Below are 16418 nucleotides of genomic sequence, written 5' to 3' on the forward strand. Positions count from 1 at the left end.
GACAATCGCGAACAGGAGAACACGCATGGAACCGGCTGCCCCCGGCACGATCGTCACACTGAGGGATGTTGCTGCCGCCAGCGGCGTGAGTCTTTCCACAGCCAGCCGCGCCCTGGACGAACGAGGCACGGCCTCACGCTCCGCGGCTGCGGCGCATGTCCGCAAGGTGGCCGAGGAACTGGGCTACCGGCGGAACTCTTTCGCATCGAGCCTGCGCCGCGGCGAAACACGGACGCTCGGTGTGCTCGTGCCCCGCCTCAGTGACACGGTGATGGCGCTGATGTTCGAGGAACTCGAAAAGGCCGCCTCCGCCCGCGGCTACTTCGCCATGGTTGCCACCAGCGGGGACGATCCCGACGATGAACGGCGTGCCGCTGAGACCCTGCTCGACCGCAATGTGGACGGGCTGATCCTGGCTACGGCACGCCTCGACGACGAATTGCCCCGCCGCCTGCGCGAACGCGGCGTAGCGCACGCCCTGGTGCTGCGCACCGACGGGGTGAGCCCCTCAGCGCTCGGAGACGACGAAGTGGGTGGTTACTTGGCCGTACGCCACCTCATAGACCTGGGCCACCGCGAGATCGCTGTCGTCACTGGCCCGTCATTCACCTCCACGGGGATCGCCCGCCTCACCGGAGCCCGTAGAGCGCTGGAGGAAGCGGATACCAAGCCGCCGGAAAAGTGGCAATTGGCCGCCGGCTACGGTATCGAAAACGGGTTCTCCGCGGGGGAAGCCCTGCTGGGCAAAAGCGGCGAAAGACGCCCCACAGCCATCTTCGCCGCCAACGACAACCTGGCCATGGGAATCATCGCAGCTGCCCATCGCTTCCAGATCACCGTCGGCGGCGACTTGGCCCTGGTCGGTTACAACGACATCCCGCTCTCATCGCGGCTCGCCACTCCACTGTCCTCGGTGCGGGTGCCTCTCGACCAGATTGCCGCTACAGCGATCGATCTCATCGTGAACCCGGGCAAGGAACCAACCATTCGGAAATCCATGCCGACGCTCATCCCCCGCGAATCGAGTGGGTCCCCCAGACAGGCAACGACTCAGGATCGTGGCTCGGCAGCGTCGGCGTAACCCGCAACGGGTTCATCCGCTTACTGTCAGGACACTTCGATGGTGACCACTGCCGGGCCGTTGGCAGCCGTGTCAGCCATCAGCCCTGACTTCGAGGTGACTGCCCGCGAGACGCAGCACGTCATTCTTTCCGCGGCACTCTTCTGGCGGGTGCTGTAAAACACGTCGCGGTGGTCAACGCTGCCTTCGAGCTGGAGGATCCGAACTTCGCAGAGGCCGCATTCGCCTTTGCGGCAGTCGAACATCATGTCGGCGCCGGCGTCTTCGAGTGCTTCCAGCATGGACCTGCCCTGGCCGACTTTCACTTCAAGATTCAGGCCGGGGACCCTGACGACAAACTCTTCGGGGTCGTACCAGCCACTGTTGCCGAAGGTTTCGTAGCGAAGGTTGGGGAAGCTCAACTCGCGCTCTGTCCACACCCGGCGGACAGCATCCATGAGGCGGATGGGGCCGCACATGTACAGTTCGGTGCCCTCGGTTGCCTGGGCTACCAAGGTGTTGACGTCCAAGGACGTACCTTCGTCGTCGACATGGACCACCAGGTTCCCGCCATGGATCTCCTGCAGCTCCGGCAGGTAGGCCATGGCTGTGCGGCTGCGGCCGGCGTAGACGAACGTGTACTCGGCCCTGAGGTTCTTCAGGACCCTGGCCATGTTGATCATGGCGGTAATGCCAATGCCGCCGGCCAGCAGGATGTACCGCTCCGCACCGACTCGAAGCGGGAAGTTCTGGAGGGGCTGGGTCATTTCGAGTTCGTCGCCCGGCTTCAATGAATGGACAAACACGGAACCGCCGCGCGAGACCGGCGCCTTCAGGACGCTGATGACCAGCCGCATGCCGTCGTCGCTGGACTCGACAACCGAGTAGGAGCGCCTCTCCTGGTGCCCGTCAATCCGGACCATCACGTCGATATGCGAGCCCGGCTCGGCTTTCCTGGGCTTGGACGGTTCCAGCACTACGCGCTGGATGTCGGTGGCGATGTTGGTTGCCTCAACAACTGTTCCCAGTTGCCAGATCTCAATGTTGGATGCTGCCATGGCTATTTCACACCTGTCTCGTAGCTGCCTGCCTGCGCCCCTAGGCGACGGGAACCAGGCGGCCTTCGGCTTCGAGCTGGCGTTCGATGAGGCGCCGGACCCACATGCCGCCGGCATCGATGTTCAGGTTGTAGAACTCGTAGTCCGGGTTGGCGTCGATCGCCGCCTGTTGTGCGCTAAGCATGGCCTCGTCCTCGCCGAAGACGCCGTGCACGCCGTTGCGCAGCTGGGTGGTGATGAGCTGGCTGTCCAGGCGGTAGTTGCGCATGAAAGCCCAGAAATAGTGGCAGGTCTTGTCACTTTCGGGCGTGATGGCGTTCATGACGAAGCCGTTGACGCCCTGGCTTCGGTTGCCCTCGAAGGCACCCGTGCCGGCTTTGGCCACCCCCACATCAATGTTGATGACGGAGGGGGAACGGAAGGTGATGATCTGCCAGCGGTCCACCTTGCCCTCGAAACCCGGGAACTTGTCCCTCATGTTCTTGAGCCAGAAAGGCGGAGCATCAATGTTGAACATCCAGCGCGCCACAGTCACGGTGTCATCGTCGTGGGTGACCACAAAGTCGGATTCGCTCAGTTCTTCCTGACCGATCGAGGAGGAGTGGATAAATTCCTCGTGCGTCAGATCCATGAGGTTATCCAGAACCAGCTGGAAGTTGCAGGGCGCGTAGATCGTTTCGCCGTCGCCGGCCCATTCCGGGGAGTCCAGCTGGTGCATGTCCGGAACGAGTCCAGGGTCAGCTTTGGTGGGGTCGCCGAGCCACACCCAGACGTAGCGGTAACGCTCCACCACCGGGAAAGACGGCACGGTAGCGCTGGGGTTCACGGTCTCCTGGGCAGGCATTGATACGCAGCGTCCGGCGGAGTTGTAGACGATGCCGTGGTACGGGCACTGGATCTGGTCCTTGCCGAGGGTCTTGCCCATAGACAGCGGTGCCAGCCTGTGCCAGCACGCATCGGCGAGGGCCACGGCTTTGCCGTCTTCAGTGCGATACAGCGCCAGGGGGCGGCCTGCCACCTTGCGGGCCATCGGTTTGCGTGTCACTTCCTTGTCCCACGCTGCGACGTACCAGACGTCCAAGGGGTAGCCAAGGACCTTATTGGTGGTGGAGCTCTGAGTCCGGACAGCTGTCACGGTGAATCCTTCCCGTCCTCCCGGACGGCGTCCTCAATGACGGCGTGGGGATGGTTTCCAAAAAGCAGGTGAAACAGACCGGGGACAAATACCTATCCCCATAGTTAGTGCGCTGCATCACAGACTATCTATGGATATAGTTATTTGCAAGGGACCAGGGAAAGAGGCCTGCATGAGTCTTCGCTACGCTTTATTGGCACTGCTTACGGTGGAGCCCATGACCGGGTACGACCTGTCCAAACGGTTTGAGTCCTCGGTGGCGTATGTCTGGCACGCGCCCGACTCGCAGATCTACCCTGAACTCCGTCGCATGGAGAAGGATGGACTTCTCACAGGTGAAGAGGTCCCGTGGGGTCCGCGGAGCACCAAGACCCGATACCGGATCACGGCGGCGGGAACTGCGGCTTTCCGGGAGTGGATGAACACCACATTGGAGTACTCGAGGGAGCGAGATCCTGTGCACCTGAAGGCGGCGTACCTCGAATGGGCCGCGCCGGAATCAGCACGCGAGCAGATGAAGGCCCATATCGCCTACCATCAGCTGCGCCGGGAGCAGTGGGAAAACATGATCGGGGAACTCCAGAGCGGAACAAACGTCATGCTGAGGAAACGCCTCGAAGTGACGCCGGACGCCGATCGCCGGCGCACAACGCAGTTCAAGATCTTCACGTACGAGGGGCTCATTGCCCGTGCCGAGACGGAAATCGACTGGGCCCGCCGCGGCCTGGAGCTCATAGATCTTCTCGACGACGAGTCCTGACCGCGGCGGCGGCTTGCCTGGCCCCGCGTACATCTACTCCCCCGCGTACATCTGCCGCAGCTCGGCTTTGCGGATCTTGCCGCTGGCGGTCCGCGGCATTTCGTCCACAATCACCACGGACTTGGGGATTTTGTACCGCGCCAGCCGGCCCTCGAGGTGGGCACGGACTTCTGCCTCCGTAACGGCATGACCGCCGCGGACGGTGATGATCGCCCGCGGCACCTCTCCCCATTTTTCGTCGGGAACCCCGATGACGGCCACACTTGCCACGGCTTCAAGCTCAATGATGAGTTGCTCCACCTCGGCCGGGTAAATGTTCTCGCCTCCAGAGATGATCATGTCCTTGAGCCGGTCGGCGATGTATATGAACCCTTCCTCGTCGGCGTAGCCGATGTCGCCGGAACGGAACCATTCGCCGTCGGCGAAGCTGCCCGCCGTGGCGTCAGGACGGTTCCAGTATTCGCGGATGACGTTGGGGCCCTTGATCTGGATTTCGCCCACGGCCCCGGGCGCCTGGACAACGCCGAGCGGGTCCACAATGCGCACATCGGTGAAGAAGTGTGGCAGGCCCACCGAGCCCATCTTGTCCCGGCTCCGGTCCGGCTGCAGGCTGGTGGCTCCCGGCGCGGTTTCGGTCATGCCATAGCCTCCGGAAAAGGACAGCCCTCGGCTCTCATAGGCTTCCATGACGCGGACGGGCACAGCAGATCCGCCGCAGGTGATCTTCTTCAGCGAACTGAGGTCCGTGGAAGCCCAGGCGTCGTGTTCCGCCAGCATCTGGTACGTGGTGGGGACGCCGCTGATCATGGTGGCACGGTACTTCTCGATCAGGGACAAGGCCCGGCCTGGAACGAAGCCCGCTTCCAGCAGCAGCGTGCCGCCCTTCAGCAGCACGGGCAGAACGCCCATGCCGAGCGATGCTACGTGGAACATGGGTGAGATCACCAATGCCACGTCGGTGCTGGCCACGTCGTAGTCCACCAGCACGTTGTAGGAGTTCCAGGTGATGTTGCCGTGCGTCAGCACTGCGCCCTTGGGCCGTCCGGTGGTGCCGGAGGTGTAGAGGATGATGGCTGGGTCGTCGAGCGCGACCCGGACGTCGATGCGCCCAGCCGGGGCGGCGGCCAATGCGGCAGCGTAGTCCTCGCCGCGGTCAGATACCTCCGCGGAGCTTGACTCACGGACCACGAGGCGCTGCAGGACATCTGTGTCCCGTGAGCCCGAGACGGCCAGTCCGTCCAGGGCCTCTGCGTTGACGAGGACGACGGATCCCGAGTCCTGCAGGGCAAACTGGATTTCCGGCGGGGCCAGGCGGGTGTTGAGCGGAACAAAGATCGCGCCGAGCGTCCCGGCCGCGAAGAACGTCTCCAGGAAGGAGGGATGGTTTTCGCCCAAGTAGGCTATCCGGTCCCCTTCCCGGACCCCGCGCTCGCGCAGGGTATTCGCGAGCCTGTCCACGCGGTCGGCCAGTTCGCCGTACCTGACGGGGTTGTCGCGGTAGATCAGTGCAGTCCTGCTGGCGGATTTCGCCCTGCGACGCTGCAGCCACGAGCCCACTCCCTGGTTGTACATGTAGCCGGAACCTTCCTATGAATTCTGACGCCGACGTCGGTGGGCCGGCATCGATTCCCGGCCCACCGCCGTCGGCGGGTTCTGTCAGGAGTAAAAGCGGTAGAGGGAATGCGCGACGACGGCGGGCTTGGCGGCGCCTTCAACCTCGATACTCTGGTCCACACCGATCTGCATGCCACCCGGGATTTCGGTGACATTGGCGATGGTGGCACGCATGCGGATCTTGGAGCCCACCTTCACCGGCGAGGGGAAGCGGACCTTGTCGAGTCCGTAGTTGACCTTGGTCTTCACGTCTGTGACCTCCAGCAGCTCGGTCCAGAAAGGGATAGCCAGGGACAGCGTGAGGAAGCCATGGGCGATGGGTACCCCGAACGGTCCGTCCTTGGCCTTCTCCGGGTCCGTGTGGATCCATTGGTGGTCGCCGGTGGCATCGGCGAAGGTGTTGATCTGCCCCTGGGATACCTCGATGTAGTCGGTGTAGCCCAGGTCATGCCCTGCCATGCCGGACAGTTCTTCGAAAGTTACGGTGGTGGTGCTCATGATGCTCCTTGCTGTGGTTGGTGTTGGTCTGCGCAATGCCTGACGGAACGCGGCTAACGGAATGCGGCTAACGGAATGCGGCTAACGGAACGCGCTGATGCCGGTGAGGGCGCGGCCCACGATGAGTGAGTTGATTTCGTGGGTGCCTTCGTAGGAGTAGACGGCCTCGGCGTCGGCGAAGAACCTACCCACGCCCGTGTCGAGGAGAATGCCGTTTCCGCCGCAGATTTCACGGGCCAGGGCGGTGGTTTCCCGTGCCCGGGCGGCGCACCACATCTTGGCCATGGCGGAGTTTTCGTCTTTGTAGATGCCCTCGTCCTGCTGCTGGGTCAGGCGGACCACCATGCCCAGGGACGCTGTGACGTTCCCCAGCATGGCGGCGAGCTTTTCCTGGATGAGCTGGAATCCGGCGAGCGGCCGGCCGAACTGTCTACGCTCATTGACGTAGCGCAGCGCGGCCTCGTAGGCGCCGGCCTGCAGCCCGGTGGCGATCCAGGCTGCGTCTGAGCGCATGTTCCGCAACAGCCCGGCCACGTCCTTGAATCCGTTCACCTTCTGCAGCCTGTGATCTTCCAGCACCACAACATCGCTGAGTGTGATGTCTGAGTTCTGCATGATGCGCAGGGACATCTTGCCCTCGGTCTTGCTGAGCGCGACGCCCGGGGTGTCCGTGTGGACCAGGAACGCCTTGACTTGGCGGTCCGCCTCGTCGCGGGCAAAAACAGCCAGGTAATCGGCGGTTGAGGCGCCGCCAATCCAGCGTTTGGCGCCGTTAATCACCCAAGCGTCGCCCTCGTGACGGGCGCTGGTTTCCAGGCCTCCGGCAATGTCTGAGCCATGGTGGGGCTCGGTCAGGGCAAAGGCGCCGGTCATTTCAAAACTGCGGATGAGCGGGTCCCACTCCGCCGCCTGTTCGGGGCTGCCGCCCAGGTTGACCGCTGTTCGGAACAGCCCGGACTGGGCGTTATAGAACGTGGCCACCGAGGCGTCGGTGCGGGCAAGTTCAAAGTTCCGGAACCCGCCAAAGAGGCCACCCGGCAGGGCGCCGCCCCGGGTCAGTTCAGGCGGATCCATCAGGTTCAGGGCCACCAGGGGCTTGATGATCTGTTCGGGGAATTCGCCCCGCTCCCAGCAGTCAGCCAGGAGTGGCTGGACTTGCTGTTCAAGGACGGTCCGCAGACGGCCCAGCACCTGGCGCTCATCCTCCGTGAGGAGGGTTGAGAAGCCGTACTGGTCCGAGGGGTAGAACCCGGTCATTTATGCCACCCGGTCATTCAAGCCCAGCAGCCGCACCGCATTGTCCTTGAGGATCTTCGGCCGGACCTCGTCCTTCAAAGTGAGTTCGGCAAAGTCGTTCAACCAGCGGTCCGGGCTGATCAGCGGGAAGTCGGAGCCGAACAGTACCTTGTTTTGCAGGACCGAGTTGGCCTGCCGCACCAGGATCTCAGGGAAGTACTTGGGCGACCAGCCAGAGAGGTCGATCCACACATTGGCCTTGTGCGTGGCCACGGCAATGGCTTCTTCCTGCCACGGCACCGACGGGTGGGCCATGATGATCTGCAGTTCCGGGAAGTCCGCTGCCACGGCGTCAAGCAGGATGGGGTTGGACAGACCCAGCTTCAGCCCGAAGCCGCCCGGCAGCCCGGCACCGATGCCGGTCTGACCCGTATGGAAAATGACCGGAAGGCCCAAGGACTGCAGGACCTCCCACAGGGGGTAGAACTGCTGGCCGGAGGGATCAAAGCCCTGAACCGTGGGGTGGAACTTGAAACCCCGGACGCCATAGTCCCCCGCCAGCAGCCTGGCCCTCTCGAGGGCCTCCGGCCCGCTGGTCGGATCCACCGAACCGAACGGAATCAACACATCGTTGTTCCGGGCCGCACCCAGCGCGATTTCCTCGCTGCTGTTGGGCTGGTGGCCCAGCGCCCGGTGGGCATCGACGGTGAAGACGACGGCTGCCATGTTCCGTTCACGGTACATCTCAGCGATGTCATCCAGACTGGGACGCGGACCCTGGGCCTTGAAGTATTTGCTGGCCGCGTCCACAAGTTCCTGCGGCAGGGCGTTGTGCCCGTGGTCATCCACCTCGACGTGGACGTGCATGTCGATCGCAGCCAGCGACTCAACATCCAGTGCGGATACGTAACTCATGGCGCTTAATGGGCCGCGGCGGCCGGTTCGGGACGCAGCTCTGCAGGGAGCTCGGGGAATTCCTCGCCTACGCTCTGCAGCTTGTGTCCGAAAAGGCCGTCAAAGCTGGAGATGAGCTCCTCGTAGCTCCAGCCGCCGTTGTGGTATTCCGTGGCCGCGGCTTCCGGGTGGGTCCAGAGCTGCAGGCGGTCTCCGCCGACTCCAATGGCCTGGCCGGTGATCTGGCCCGCCTCATCGGAGGCGAGAAAAGCGACGAGCCCTGCGACGTCTGCGGCTGTGCCGAATCCAAGATCCTTGCGGAAGAACTCCGGCATCGCTTCGCCGCGGGCGGCAGCCTGGACGGCCTTTTCAAAGAACGGAACGGTTTCCGTCATGGCGGTGGCAGCCACCGGGATCACCACATTGACGGTCACCCCGGCCCGCTTCATCTCCAGGGCCCAGGTGCGCACCATGCCCACGATGCCCGCCTTCGCGGCGGCGTAGTTGGTCTGGCCGAAGTTGCCGCGCTGCCCGGTGGGGGATCCAATGGTGATGATCCGCCCAGCCACGTTGTTTTCCTTGAAGTAAGCGAAGGCTTCGCGGACGCATGTAAAGGTCCCCCGCACATGGACGTTGATGACCAGGTCAAAGTCTTCGTCGGTCATCTTCAGAAGTGACTTGTCCCGCAGCACCCCCGCGTTGGTGACCAGGATGTCCAGGCGGCCGAATGTGTCCACGGCAGCGCTGACCAACTGCCTGGCGGTTTCGGTGGATCCGACTGCCGCCGCGACGGCCACAGCCTTGCCACCTGCGGCGGTGATGCTCTGCACTGCCTCTGCTGCGACGGCCGCGTCAACGTCGTTGATGACCACGGCTGCACCCAGGCGGGCGAGTTCCTGGGCGTAGGCCAGTCCCAGTCCACGTCCGCTCCCTGTGACTATTGCTACTTTTCCTTCGAGGCTCATGTCTCTCCTTGAGTTGTGGGATGCGTGCTGCCGTTTCAACCGGCTCGACCGGTCCACATCGGGTCATCTCAATAACAACCCATGCCATTCAAAAAGTCAATCATTCTGTTTGAAACTATTCTGTTTCTGCGTTCGCTGTATCCTAGGGGAAGCCGTTGATGACCCTGCGAGAGAGACGAGGACCCATGACCGGAACATTCGCGGACAGTATTGAGAACCGATTTGATCCCTCAACACCGGCGTCTGCCGATCCGTTGCTTGCGAGTGAACTTGTCACTGAAATCGAGTTCCTCGCCGCCCGCGCCGTCAGCATCGGAACGGCACGGGCCAACTCAATGCTGGCCCCACTGGATCTGAAGGTCCGGTCCTATTCCGTACTCGCCCTCGCCTGCACGGCGGAAGCTCCGTCCCAGCGGGAACTGGCTGATTTCCTGTGCCTGGTGCCCAGCCAAATCGTCGCGATCGTGGACGCACTGGAGCAGCGCGGCCTTGTGGAGCGCATCGGCGACAGGAACGATCGGCGCTCCAAGGCCATCCGGGCAACTGCTTCCGGCAAGAAGCTGTACAAAAATGCCTCTAGGGCCGTTCGAGAAGCCGAAGCCAGCTCCCTCGAAGCTCTGACTGTCGACGAATGTGATCAGCTCCGCGGCCTGCTCCGCAGGATTGCTTTTACTCCGGCTGGTTAGGCATCTGCCGGACCAGGACTCTGCAGTACATTCCCGGATTCGGTCGGGTTCGTGATCACGTCCCGGCTTGCAACGAACCGAAGCGTCCCCGCTTTCAGCCGCGGCGAGGCGATGAGAAGTCGGCGGTGTCCAGGCTAATCGTGAAGGGACCATCGTTGATCAGGGACACTTGCATCATGGCCCCGAACCGACCGGTGGCCACCTCCGCTCCGAGGTCACGCAGGGCGGCCACAAGGGAGTCAACCAAAGCCCCGCCGATGTCCGCCGGCGCTGCGTCGGACCAGGAGGGCCGCCGTCCACGCCTTGTGTCTGCGTACAGGGTGAACTGGCTAACCACCAGCAAGGGTGCGTTCTGGTCGGCACATGACCTCTCGCCGTCGAGGATCCGCAGGGTCCAGATCTTGGCAGCGAGGGCTGCCGCGTCCTCAATGGTGTCCTTGTGGGTGACGCCGGCCAGGACTACCAGCCCGGGGCGGTCGATGGCCCCCACCGTTTCGCCGTCGACAGTTACCTCGGCCCTTGTGACCCGCTGAAGGATGGCTCGCACGAATCAACCCTAATGGAGACCGGACACCTGATGTCGGTCCGGGCCCGATTCCAGTCCGCCGGGACGGCCTATATTCTGTCCGGTCGAGGGTGGATACTCATGCTGTGTCCCGTCAAGACAGAACGCTTCGGCGGAACGGGAGGGATCCGGTGACTGGCAACAACGGCTCCGCTTCCCCGGGCGCTGAAGACCCGCGCCTCGAGGACCAGGACATCGCCGGAACCGCGGCCAATCCAATACCTCATCTCGATGGAAACGCTGCGGCAGGACCGCTGTGGGAACTGTTCCGCATCGACATCATTGCAGCCATCGGACGGTGCAAGCACTGCGGCGCCATCCGGGCCTTCGGGGAGGCATCGGTCTACGCCGACGGCCCGGGAATCGTTGTGCGCTGCACTTCCTGCGGGGGTGTCCTCTTGCGCCTGGTAGAGACTCCCACCTGGTACTGGCTCGACGTCAGCGGACTCAGCTATCTGCAGATCGACCGCGAGGGCTAGTTGGGGCGGGACCCCTTCACTTCCCTAGGACGATGCCGTTCCGGGTCCAAGAGATCGACCAGCAATGGCCTCGTTCCCCTGTGGAACATCATGCCCGGGGCTAAGCCATCCACCGTAACCCGGGATCCTGTCACATCGAGCTTGATCCATGCCTCGCCGACAGGCAGGTTTGTGGTGTGCAGGCTCCCCCAGGCTTCCGGTAAAACCGGATCCACCCACAGTCCGCCCAAAGGGACATCCACCTCATAACGGAGGAGACTCCTGATAAGCATCACCGGGGTAGCCGATGCCCACGCCTGCGGGGAGCAGGCTGTGGGGTATGGGAGCGGTTCCGGGTAGTCGGACCGGCTGAAGCCGCAGAACAGTTCGGGCAGGCGGTTATCCGTATGTTCGCCGGCTTCCACAAGTGCTGAGGAAAGCTGCTGTGCTTCCTTCACGAAGCCGTAGCGCATCAGGCCGGCAACGATGAGCGCGTTGTCGTGCGGCCAGACGGAGCCGTTGTGGTAGCTGACCGGGTTGTACGCACCCATGTCCGTGGCCAGGGTCCGCACACCCCAACCGCTGAACATCTCCGGGGACATCAGCCGCTCGGCGACCAGCGGCGCCTTGTCCTCATCCACGATTCCCGACCACAGGCAATGGCCCATGTTGGATGCGCAGGCATCGACGGGCCGTTTGTCCTTATCGAGGGCGATGGCGTAGTAGCCGCGGTCCGGCAGCCAGAACTGTTCGTTGAACTGCTTCTTCAGCCGCTCGGCACGATCCCGGAGCTCCGCGGCAAGTGCCCAGTCGCCCGCAGCGTGCGCCATCCATGCGCGGGCGATGTAGGCGCTGTACACGTAGCCCTGCACCTCGCACAATGCGATGGGAGCCTCCGCGATCCGGCCGTCGGCAAAGTTGATCCCATCCCAGGAGTCCTTCCAGCCTTGGTTGATGAGCCCCTGGTTATTGAGGCGCTGGTACTCGACGTACCCGTCTCCATCACGGTCTCCGTAATCCCGGATCCACTCCAGAGCGCGGTCTGCATGGGGCAGCAGCGCGGCGATGTCGTCGGCGGCAGCTCCCCAACGGCTGACTTCGCCGAGCAGGGTCACGAACAGGGGGGTCGCATCGGCGGTGCCGTAGTAGGCGGACTTCCCGCCCAGTGCCAGGCCCGTGCCGACGCCGAACCTCACCTCGTGCAGAATCCGACCCGGCTGTTCCTCGGTCAGGACATCAACCACCGAGCCCTGCCGGTCGGCCAAGGTCTGCAGCGTGCCCAATGCCAGCGACGCGTCGACGGGCAGAACCATGAAGGAGGACAGCAATGAGTCCCGCCCGAACAGTGCCATGAACCACGGCGCCCCAGCCGCGACCACCACGCGGTCGGGATGCTGCGGATCGACGATCCGCAGGGCCCCGATGTCATTGTGGCTGCGCAGGAGGCTTCGTTCGACGGACGGATTGCCGACGCGCGTAAGCGGAATACGCGTGTCCCACGCTTGCTGCCGGAGTGCCTGCGGTGACAGGGCATCGGGTGAAGTCCCGAAGGTTCGGGAGGTGTGGTCGGTTTCGGCGAACAGGGGCGCCACGGTCGCCAAGATAGTCCACGTCCCCTGCGCCGGAATGTCCCTGCGCAGACGGAGCCCCTCCAAACCGGCGTCGCCGCCCGTCACGCTGACGACGATACCCTTTTGCAGGCCGTGCCAGACGGCTTCGATCGTCAACGCTCCGTCCTCGGTCCGCCGAGTCTGTGTCCACCGCCGCTGGAACCGCCCGTCCTTTACTTCGAAGAGGTCAGCGAAGTCCGCGTCAACGGACAGTTCGACGTCGCACCCGGCAGGTTCAAGGGAATAGTTGTGGATCGTGATCTCTTCGACGATCCCGGCACCTACTTCCCGCCTGCGTTCCACCGTCAACGGGCTGTCGGCCCGGCCGTCGGCACGGACTGTCCTGCCGACGAAGATTCCCTGGAACGGGAAAGGCGTCCATGCGCCCAGGGGCTCCATCGGCTGGCCGTTAATGGTCAGGCCCCACCGGGAGAGGACTCTCGTATCCTGATGGAAGACTCCATGGGGACGATCGGGAAGGATATCCCCGTTATCCAGCGAAATGCAGAACGAGGAGCCTTCGACCAGAGTTACGGCCCCGTGCCCGGCAGGCCCGGCCGCATTGTCTGCATTCCATCCGGCCATCACTGGCTCCCACGTGAAAGCGAATCCGTCGCGTTGTGCTGATCTGAATCTACGCCGGCGCCTGGTTGCACGCCAGACGGGCCTGCCTCGATACTGGACCTCGCGGCGGCGGAGGTTTTACGGCAGGGCTCACGGCGACGGTCTGACCACCATCGCCGAGCCGCCTCCGCGCCGTGCTGGCTCAGCCGCGGCGACCATCCGCTTGCCGGGCCCGAACTCGATTGCGGTGGCCGCGCCGATCTCTGCTGCTGACGTGAAGGCGTCACCCGCCGGCACCAACTTATGACCGTACGGTGCCAACTGGTCTCCGTACGCCGTGATGAACTCCGGTTCCGCCGTGACATTGACGGTGTTCCGTTGCGCCGCACGGGGGGCGGCGAGTGCTGCGGGGATGCTCATGCCGAGATCCACCCGGTTCAGTATCGTCTGCAAGACAGTCGTGATGATCGTTGATCCGCCTGGCGAGCCGAGCGCGAGGAACGGCTCTCCCTCCTTGAGGATGATGGTGGGCGACATCGAGGAGCGCGGGCGCTTCCCCGGCTCCAGCCGGTTCGGGTCGGTCGGATCGTACACAGTCGAGAAGTCCGTGAGTTCGTTGTTCAGCAGGAATCCGCGGTCCGGCACCACGATGCCGGACCCGCCGGTCTGCTCGATCGTGAGCGTGTACTCGACCACATTGCCCCACTTATCCGCGACCGTCAGGTTGGTGGTCGAGATGTTCTCGGTGTCCTTCTCATCGGTGAGCGCAGCGGCGGCGGCAGGGCACGCGCCGTCGTACGAGGCCACATTCCCTGCCGGGACTGGCTTCAGGGCCGCCACCGTCGGGTTGAGCTGGCATGCGCGCTCCTTACCGAACACCGGGTCAGTGAGTGCGGCGGTGGGGACGTCCACAAAGGCCGGATCGCCCACGTACTTGGCGCGGTCTGCGAAGGCCAGTGCGCTCGCCTCGAGGTAATGGTGCAGGGCCTCGGGATTCGTGCCGTCAGGATTACGCATTTCCGAGAGGTTGAACGGCTCGAGGATGTTCAGGGCCTCACCCACTGTTGTGCCTCCGCTGCTCGACGGCGCCATCCCGTAGACATCCAGGCCGCGGTACTCCACGTGCGTGGGCGCCTGGTCAAGGGCGCGGTAGGCGGCGAGATCCGCCGTCGTCATGTAGCCGGGCGGGACGGGGAGCGGCGGGAATGGGGGCTGCGAAACGGGAGGCGTCCAAGTGGGGTCCTTGGGCGGAGCCTGAACTGTCGCGGCGATCTCCGCCGCCAGCGGGCCCCCGTAGAAGCCTTGCGTTCCTTCTTTCGCGAGGAGCCCATAGGTCTGGGCGAGGTCGTCGTTCCGGAAGACGCTGCCGACGGCGGGTGCGTCACCACCTGGGAGGAAGAGGCTGCTGGTTGAGGTGAATGCCGAGAAGCGGACAGCGTTGTCGAGGGTCTGCTGGCGGAACGTTTCATCCACCACGAAGCCACGGTCCGCGACTTCGATCGCAGGCTCGAGGGCCTCGCCGAGGCTCAGCGTCCCCCACCGCTCAAGTGCGCGCTCCCAGGTTGCCGGGGTGCCGGGCACCCCCACGGAGACGCCGCTTGAGACGAGAGCCGCGAAACTGTAGGGGCTGCCGGCCGGCTTTTCAGGGGTGATGGTGGAGGGATCGATAAATGCGTCACGCGGCATTGCCGCCGGTGCGGTCTCGCGGCCGTCGATCGTGCTGACCTCGCCGGTCTTCGCGTCGTAGAAGACGAAGTAGCCGCCACCGCCGATCCCGGCACTGTACGGCTCGGTCACGCCCAGGGTTGCGGCTGCTGCGACGGCGGCGTCCGCGGCGTTGCCGCCCTCGCGGAGGACCTCGATCGCCGCGGCGGATGCCTCCGGATCCACGGTGCTCACCGCGCCGCCGTACCCGGTGGCAGTCGCGGTCTTATCAATCACCCGCGGATCGGCGAACGCGGGGCTGACGACAGCGCCGCTCGTTACACTCATTGCCAGGGCCGCCGTGACTGCAGCAAATTGACGTCTCACATATGGCATGGGTGCTCCCGAGTCAGGGTGATGCACGGTGGAGGTGAGGGCCACGTTACTCCGCCGTGGTGCGACTCTCAACGCTGCCCTGAAACTCTAACCGGCAGGCGTTACGACATCCTCCAGCATTGACCGGTCGAAGAATCGGACCTCGCCAGTGGCCGGGAAAAACACTGGAACTACCGACGTGTTCGGGTCTTTGGAGGTTTCATAGATCTCGGCCCCGCTCCCGTGTTTGCGCGCAATGGTGCCAACCAGGTCGGTGCCGCGCACCCGGACGGTTCGATATTTATAGCTCATGTGGACCCCTTCGTCAGCCAAGGCAAACCCTACTCCTCGAACAAGCTTGTTGACCCGACCAGCCGCGCGTACTCTGTGAGCCATATACCCGCTGTCAGGAGGACTCACCATGGCCACCAGCGAAGCCAACAAGGAGACGGTGGCGCGGCTTTTCGATGCCTTCCGGGCAGGTGACACCGAGGCCTTCAACCAGCTGATCGTGCAGGACTACAAGCAGCACAACCCGCAGGCAGGCGATGGTTTGCAGGCCGTCAAGGACTTCTTCTCACAGTTCGGACCGGTCGACGTCGAAGTTCATCGCGTGATCGCCGAAGGTGACCTGGTCGCCGTCCACTCGCATAACAAGACGTTCAACTCTGCAGGGGTGGATATTTTCCGGTTCAGTGACGACGGCAAGATCATCGAGCACTGGGACGTGCTGCAGGAAGTCCCGGCTACGACGGCAAGCGGGAACGACATGTTCTCGCAGCTCACCTGAACCCATCTCACCTGAACTCAGCCGCCGTCGCCGTCAACGAAGACCTCAACCGCCACGACGTGCACTTCCGTCAGGCCCTGGGCCGGCGACGGCCTCTCCAGCAGGACCGGCTGGTTGTATTGGTGCGCCCACTCGCGCGCGTCGGGTCCGAGCACATCATCAATCCAGACGACGGCATCCCACTCAGCTTCGCCCAGCAGTTCCATCTTCTTCAGCCAACGACTCACCGGCCGGAGCTTCGGCGTCGCCGCATCGGACTCGCTCAGCGAGCCTGACAGCGGAACCCGGAGCGGTTCAAGCGGCAGCTGCAGCTGCCTCTCCAGCCCGGCTCTCTGCTCCGCAGGCCACGTCGAGACCCAGGCGATCCGTCCCAGCGCTGCCAGCCTTCTCACCAGGGCGATCCTCGTCTCGGACAGGACCAGCTCCGGTTCTCCGCCGGGACCGGCCGCACGCGCGACTGGGTTCAGCACCCCATCAATGTCCAGAAGGATCAGCAGCTTCATGAA

17 protein-coding genes are annotated in these 16418 nt (G+C 63.8%); 5 read left to right on the forward strand and 12 right to left on the reverse strand.

Annotated features, from left to right (window positions below):
- Positions 1-25 precede the first annotated feature (25 nt).
- Positions 26-1081 (forward strand): LacI family DNA-binding transcriptional regulator, encoded by a 1056-nt coding sequence (locus QFZ30_RS09330; protein ID WP_307075533.1) that lies wholly within the window; start codon positions 26-28, stop codon positions 1079-1081.
- 26 nt (positions 1082-1107) lie between these two features.
- Here QFZ30_RS09330 and QFZ30_RS09335 read toward each other — a convergent pair whose 3' ends face one another.
- Both QFZ30_RS09335 and QFZ30_RS09340 read right to left on the reverse strand, forming a co-directional pair.
- Entirely contained in the window at positions 1108-2118 is a 1011-nt protein-coding gene (locus QFZ30_RS09335) for a PDR/VanB family oxidoreductase (RefSeq protein WP_307075535.1), read from the reverse strand.
- Positions 2119-2158: 40 nt separating this feature from the next.
- Entirely contained in the window at positions 2159-3253 is a 1095-nt protein-coding gene (locus QFZ30_RS09340; RefSeq protein ID WP_307075537.1) for an aromatic ring-hydroxylating dioxygenase subunit alpha, read from the reverse strand.
- A gap of 172 nt (positions 3254-3425) precedes the next feature.
- Here QFZ30_RS09340 and QFZ30_RS09345 point away from each other — a divergent pair, with 172 nt between their 5' ends.
- On the forward strand, positions 3426-4013 hold the full coding sequence (locus QFZ30_RS09345; protein ID WP_307075538.1) for a PadR family transcriptional regulator: 588 nt from the start codon (positions 3426-3428) through the stop codon (positions 4011-4013).
- Positions 4014-4046: 33 nt separating this feature from the next.
- On the opposite strand, the gene menE is transcribed toward QFZ30_RS09345, so the two are convergent.
- From menE to QFZ30_RS09370, 5 genes are all read right to left on the reverse strand, one after another.
- Positions 4047-5585 (reverse strand): o-succinylbenzoate--CoA ligase, encoded by a 1539-nt coding sequence (gene menE, locus QFZ30_RS09350; protein ID WP_307075540.1) that lies wholly within the window; start codon positions 5583-5585, stop codon positions 4047-4049.
- 84 nt (positions 5586-5669) lie between these two features.
- Positions 5670-6125 carry a MaoC family dehydratase gene (locus tag QFZ30_RS09355; protein ID WP_307075542.1) on the reverse strand — a complete coding sequence of 152 codons (456 nt, stop codon included), beginning with the start codon at positions 6123-6125 and terminating at the stop codon, positions 5670-5672.
- An 81-nt stretch (positions 6126-6206) separates the two neighbouring features.
- Entirely contained in the window at positions 6207-7382 is a 1176-nt protein-coding gene (locus QFZ30_RS09360) for an acyl-CoA dehydrogenase family protein (RefSeq protein WP_307075544.1), read from the reverse strand.
- On the reverse strand, positions 7383-8276 hold the full coding sequence (locus tag QFZ30_RS09365) for an amidohydrolase family protein (RefSeq protein WP_307075546.1): 894 nt from the start codon (positions 8274-8276) through the stop codon (positions 7383-7385). It lies immediately after the preceding gene.
- Positions 8277-8281: 5 nt separating this feature from the next.
- A complete protein-coding gene (locus tag QFZ30_RS09370) occupies positions 8282-9220 on the reverse strand; it encodes an SDR family oxidoreductase (RefSeq protein ID WP_307075548.1) in 939 nt (312 codons plus the stop codon).
- A gap of 185 nt (positions 9221-9405) precedes the next feature.
- Between QFZ30_RS09370 and QFZ30_RS09375 the strand changes: the two genes are divergently transcribed.
- A complete protein-coding gene (locus QFZ30_RS09375; protein WP_307075550.1) occupies positions 9406-9906 on the forward strand; it encodes a MarR family winged helix-turn-helix transcriptional regulator in 501 nt (166 codons plus the stop codon).
- Between the two features lie 94 nt (positions 9907-10000).
- On the opposite strand, the gene dtd is transcribed toward QFZ30_RS09375, so the two are convergent.
- A complete protein-coding gene (gene dtd / locus QFZ30_RS09380) occupies positions 10001-10453 on the reverse strand; it encodes a D-aminoacyl-tRNA deacylase (RefSeq protein ID WP_307075552.1) in 453 nt (150 codons plus the stop codon).
- Positions 10454-10602: 149 nt separating this feature from the next.
- Here dtd and QFZ30_RS09385 point away from each other — a divergent pair, with 149 nt between their 5' ends.
- Positions 10603-10950 (forward strand): DUF6510 family protein, encoded by a 348-nt coding sequence (locus QFZ30_RS09385; protein WP_307075554.1) that lies wholly within the window; start codon positions 10603-10605, stop codon positions 10948-10950.
- Here QFZ30_RS09385 and QFZ30_RS09390 read toward each other — a convergent pair.
- From QFZ30_RS09390 to QFZ30_RS09400, 3 genes are all read right to left on the reverse strand, one after another.
- Positions 10947-13124 carry an amylo-alpha-1,6-glucosidase gene (locus QFZ30_RS09390; protein ID WP_307075556.1) on the reverse strand — a complete coding sequence of 726 codons (2178 nt, stop codon included), beginning with the start codon at positions 13122-13124 and terminating at the stop codon, positions 10947-10949. The genes QFZ30_RS09385 and QFZ30_RS09390 overlap by 4 nt on opposite strands.
- Before the next feature lie 129 nt (positions 13125-13253).
- A complete protein-coding gene (locus tag QFZ30_RS09395) occupies positions 13254-15143 on the reverse strand; it encodes a gamma-glutamyltransferase family protein (RefSeq protein WP_307075557.1) in 1890 nt (629 codons plus the stop codon).
- An 87-nt stretch (positions 15144-15230) separates the two neighbouring features.
- Positions 15231-15434, reverse strand: coding sequence for a hypothetical protein (locus tag QFZ30_RS09400; RefSeq protein ID WP_307075559.1), 204 nt, complete (start codon positions 15432-15434; stop codon positions 15231-15233).
- A 109-nt stretch (positions 15435-15543) separates the two neighbouring features.
- On the opposite strand from QFZ30_RS09400, the gene QFZ30_RS09405 reads away from it, so the two are divergent.
- Positions 15544-15912: a nuclear transport factor 2 family protein gene (locus tag QFZ30_RS09405; RefSeq protein WP_307075561.1), complete on the forward strand. Its 369-nt coding sequence runs from the start codon at positions 15544-15546 to the stop codon at positions 15910-15912.
- Between the two features lie 17 nt (positions 15913-15929).
- Here the strand turns inward: QFZ30_RS09405 and QFZ30_RS09410 are convergent, their stop codons facing one another.
- The gene (locus QFZ30_RS09410) at positions 15930-16415 is read right to left on the reverse strand and encodes an HAD domain-containing protein (RefSeq protein ID WP_307075563.1); all 486 of its coding nucleotides are present in this window, start codon (positions 16413-16415) and stop codon (positions 15930-15932) included.
- Between the last annotated feature and the right edge of the window lie 3 nt (positions 16416-16418).

Origin of the sequence: Arthrobacter pascens (assembly GCF_030815585.1) — a bacterium.
GTDB classification, from domain to species: Bacteria; Actinomycetota; Actinomycetes; order Actinomycetales; family Micrococcaceae; genus Arthrobacter; species Arthrobacter pascens_A.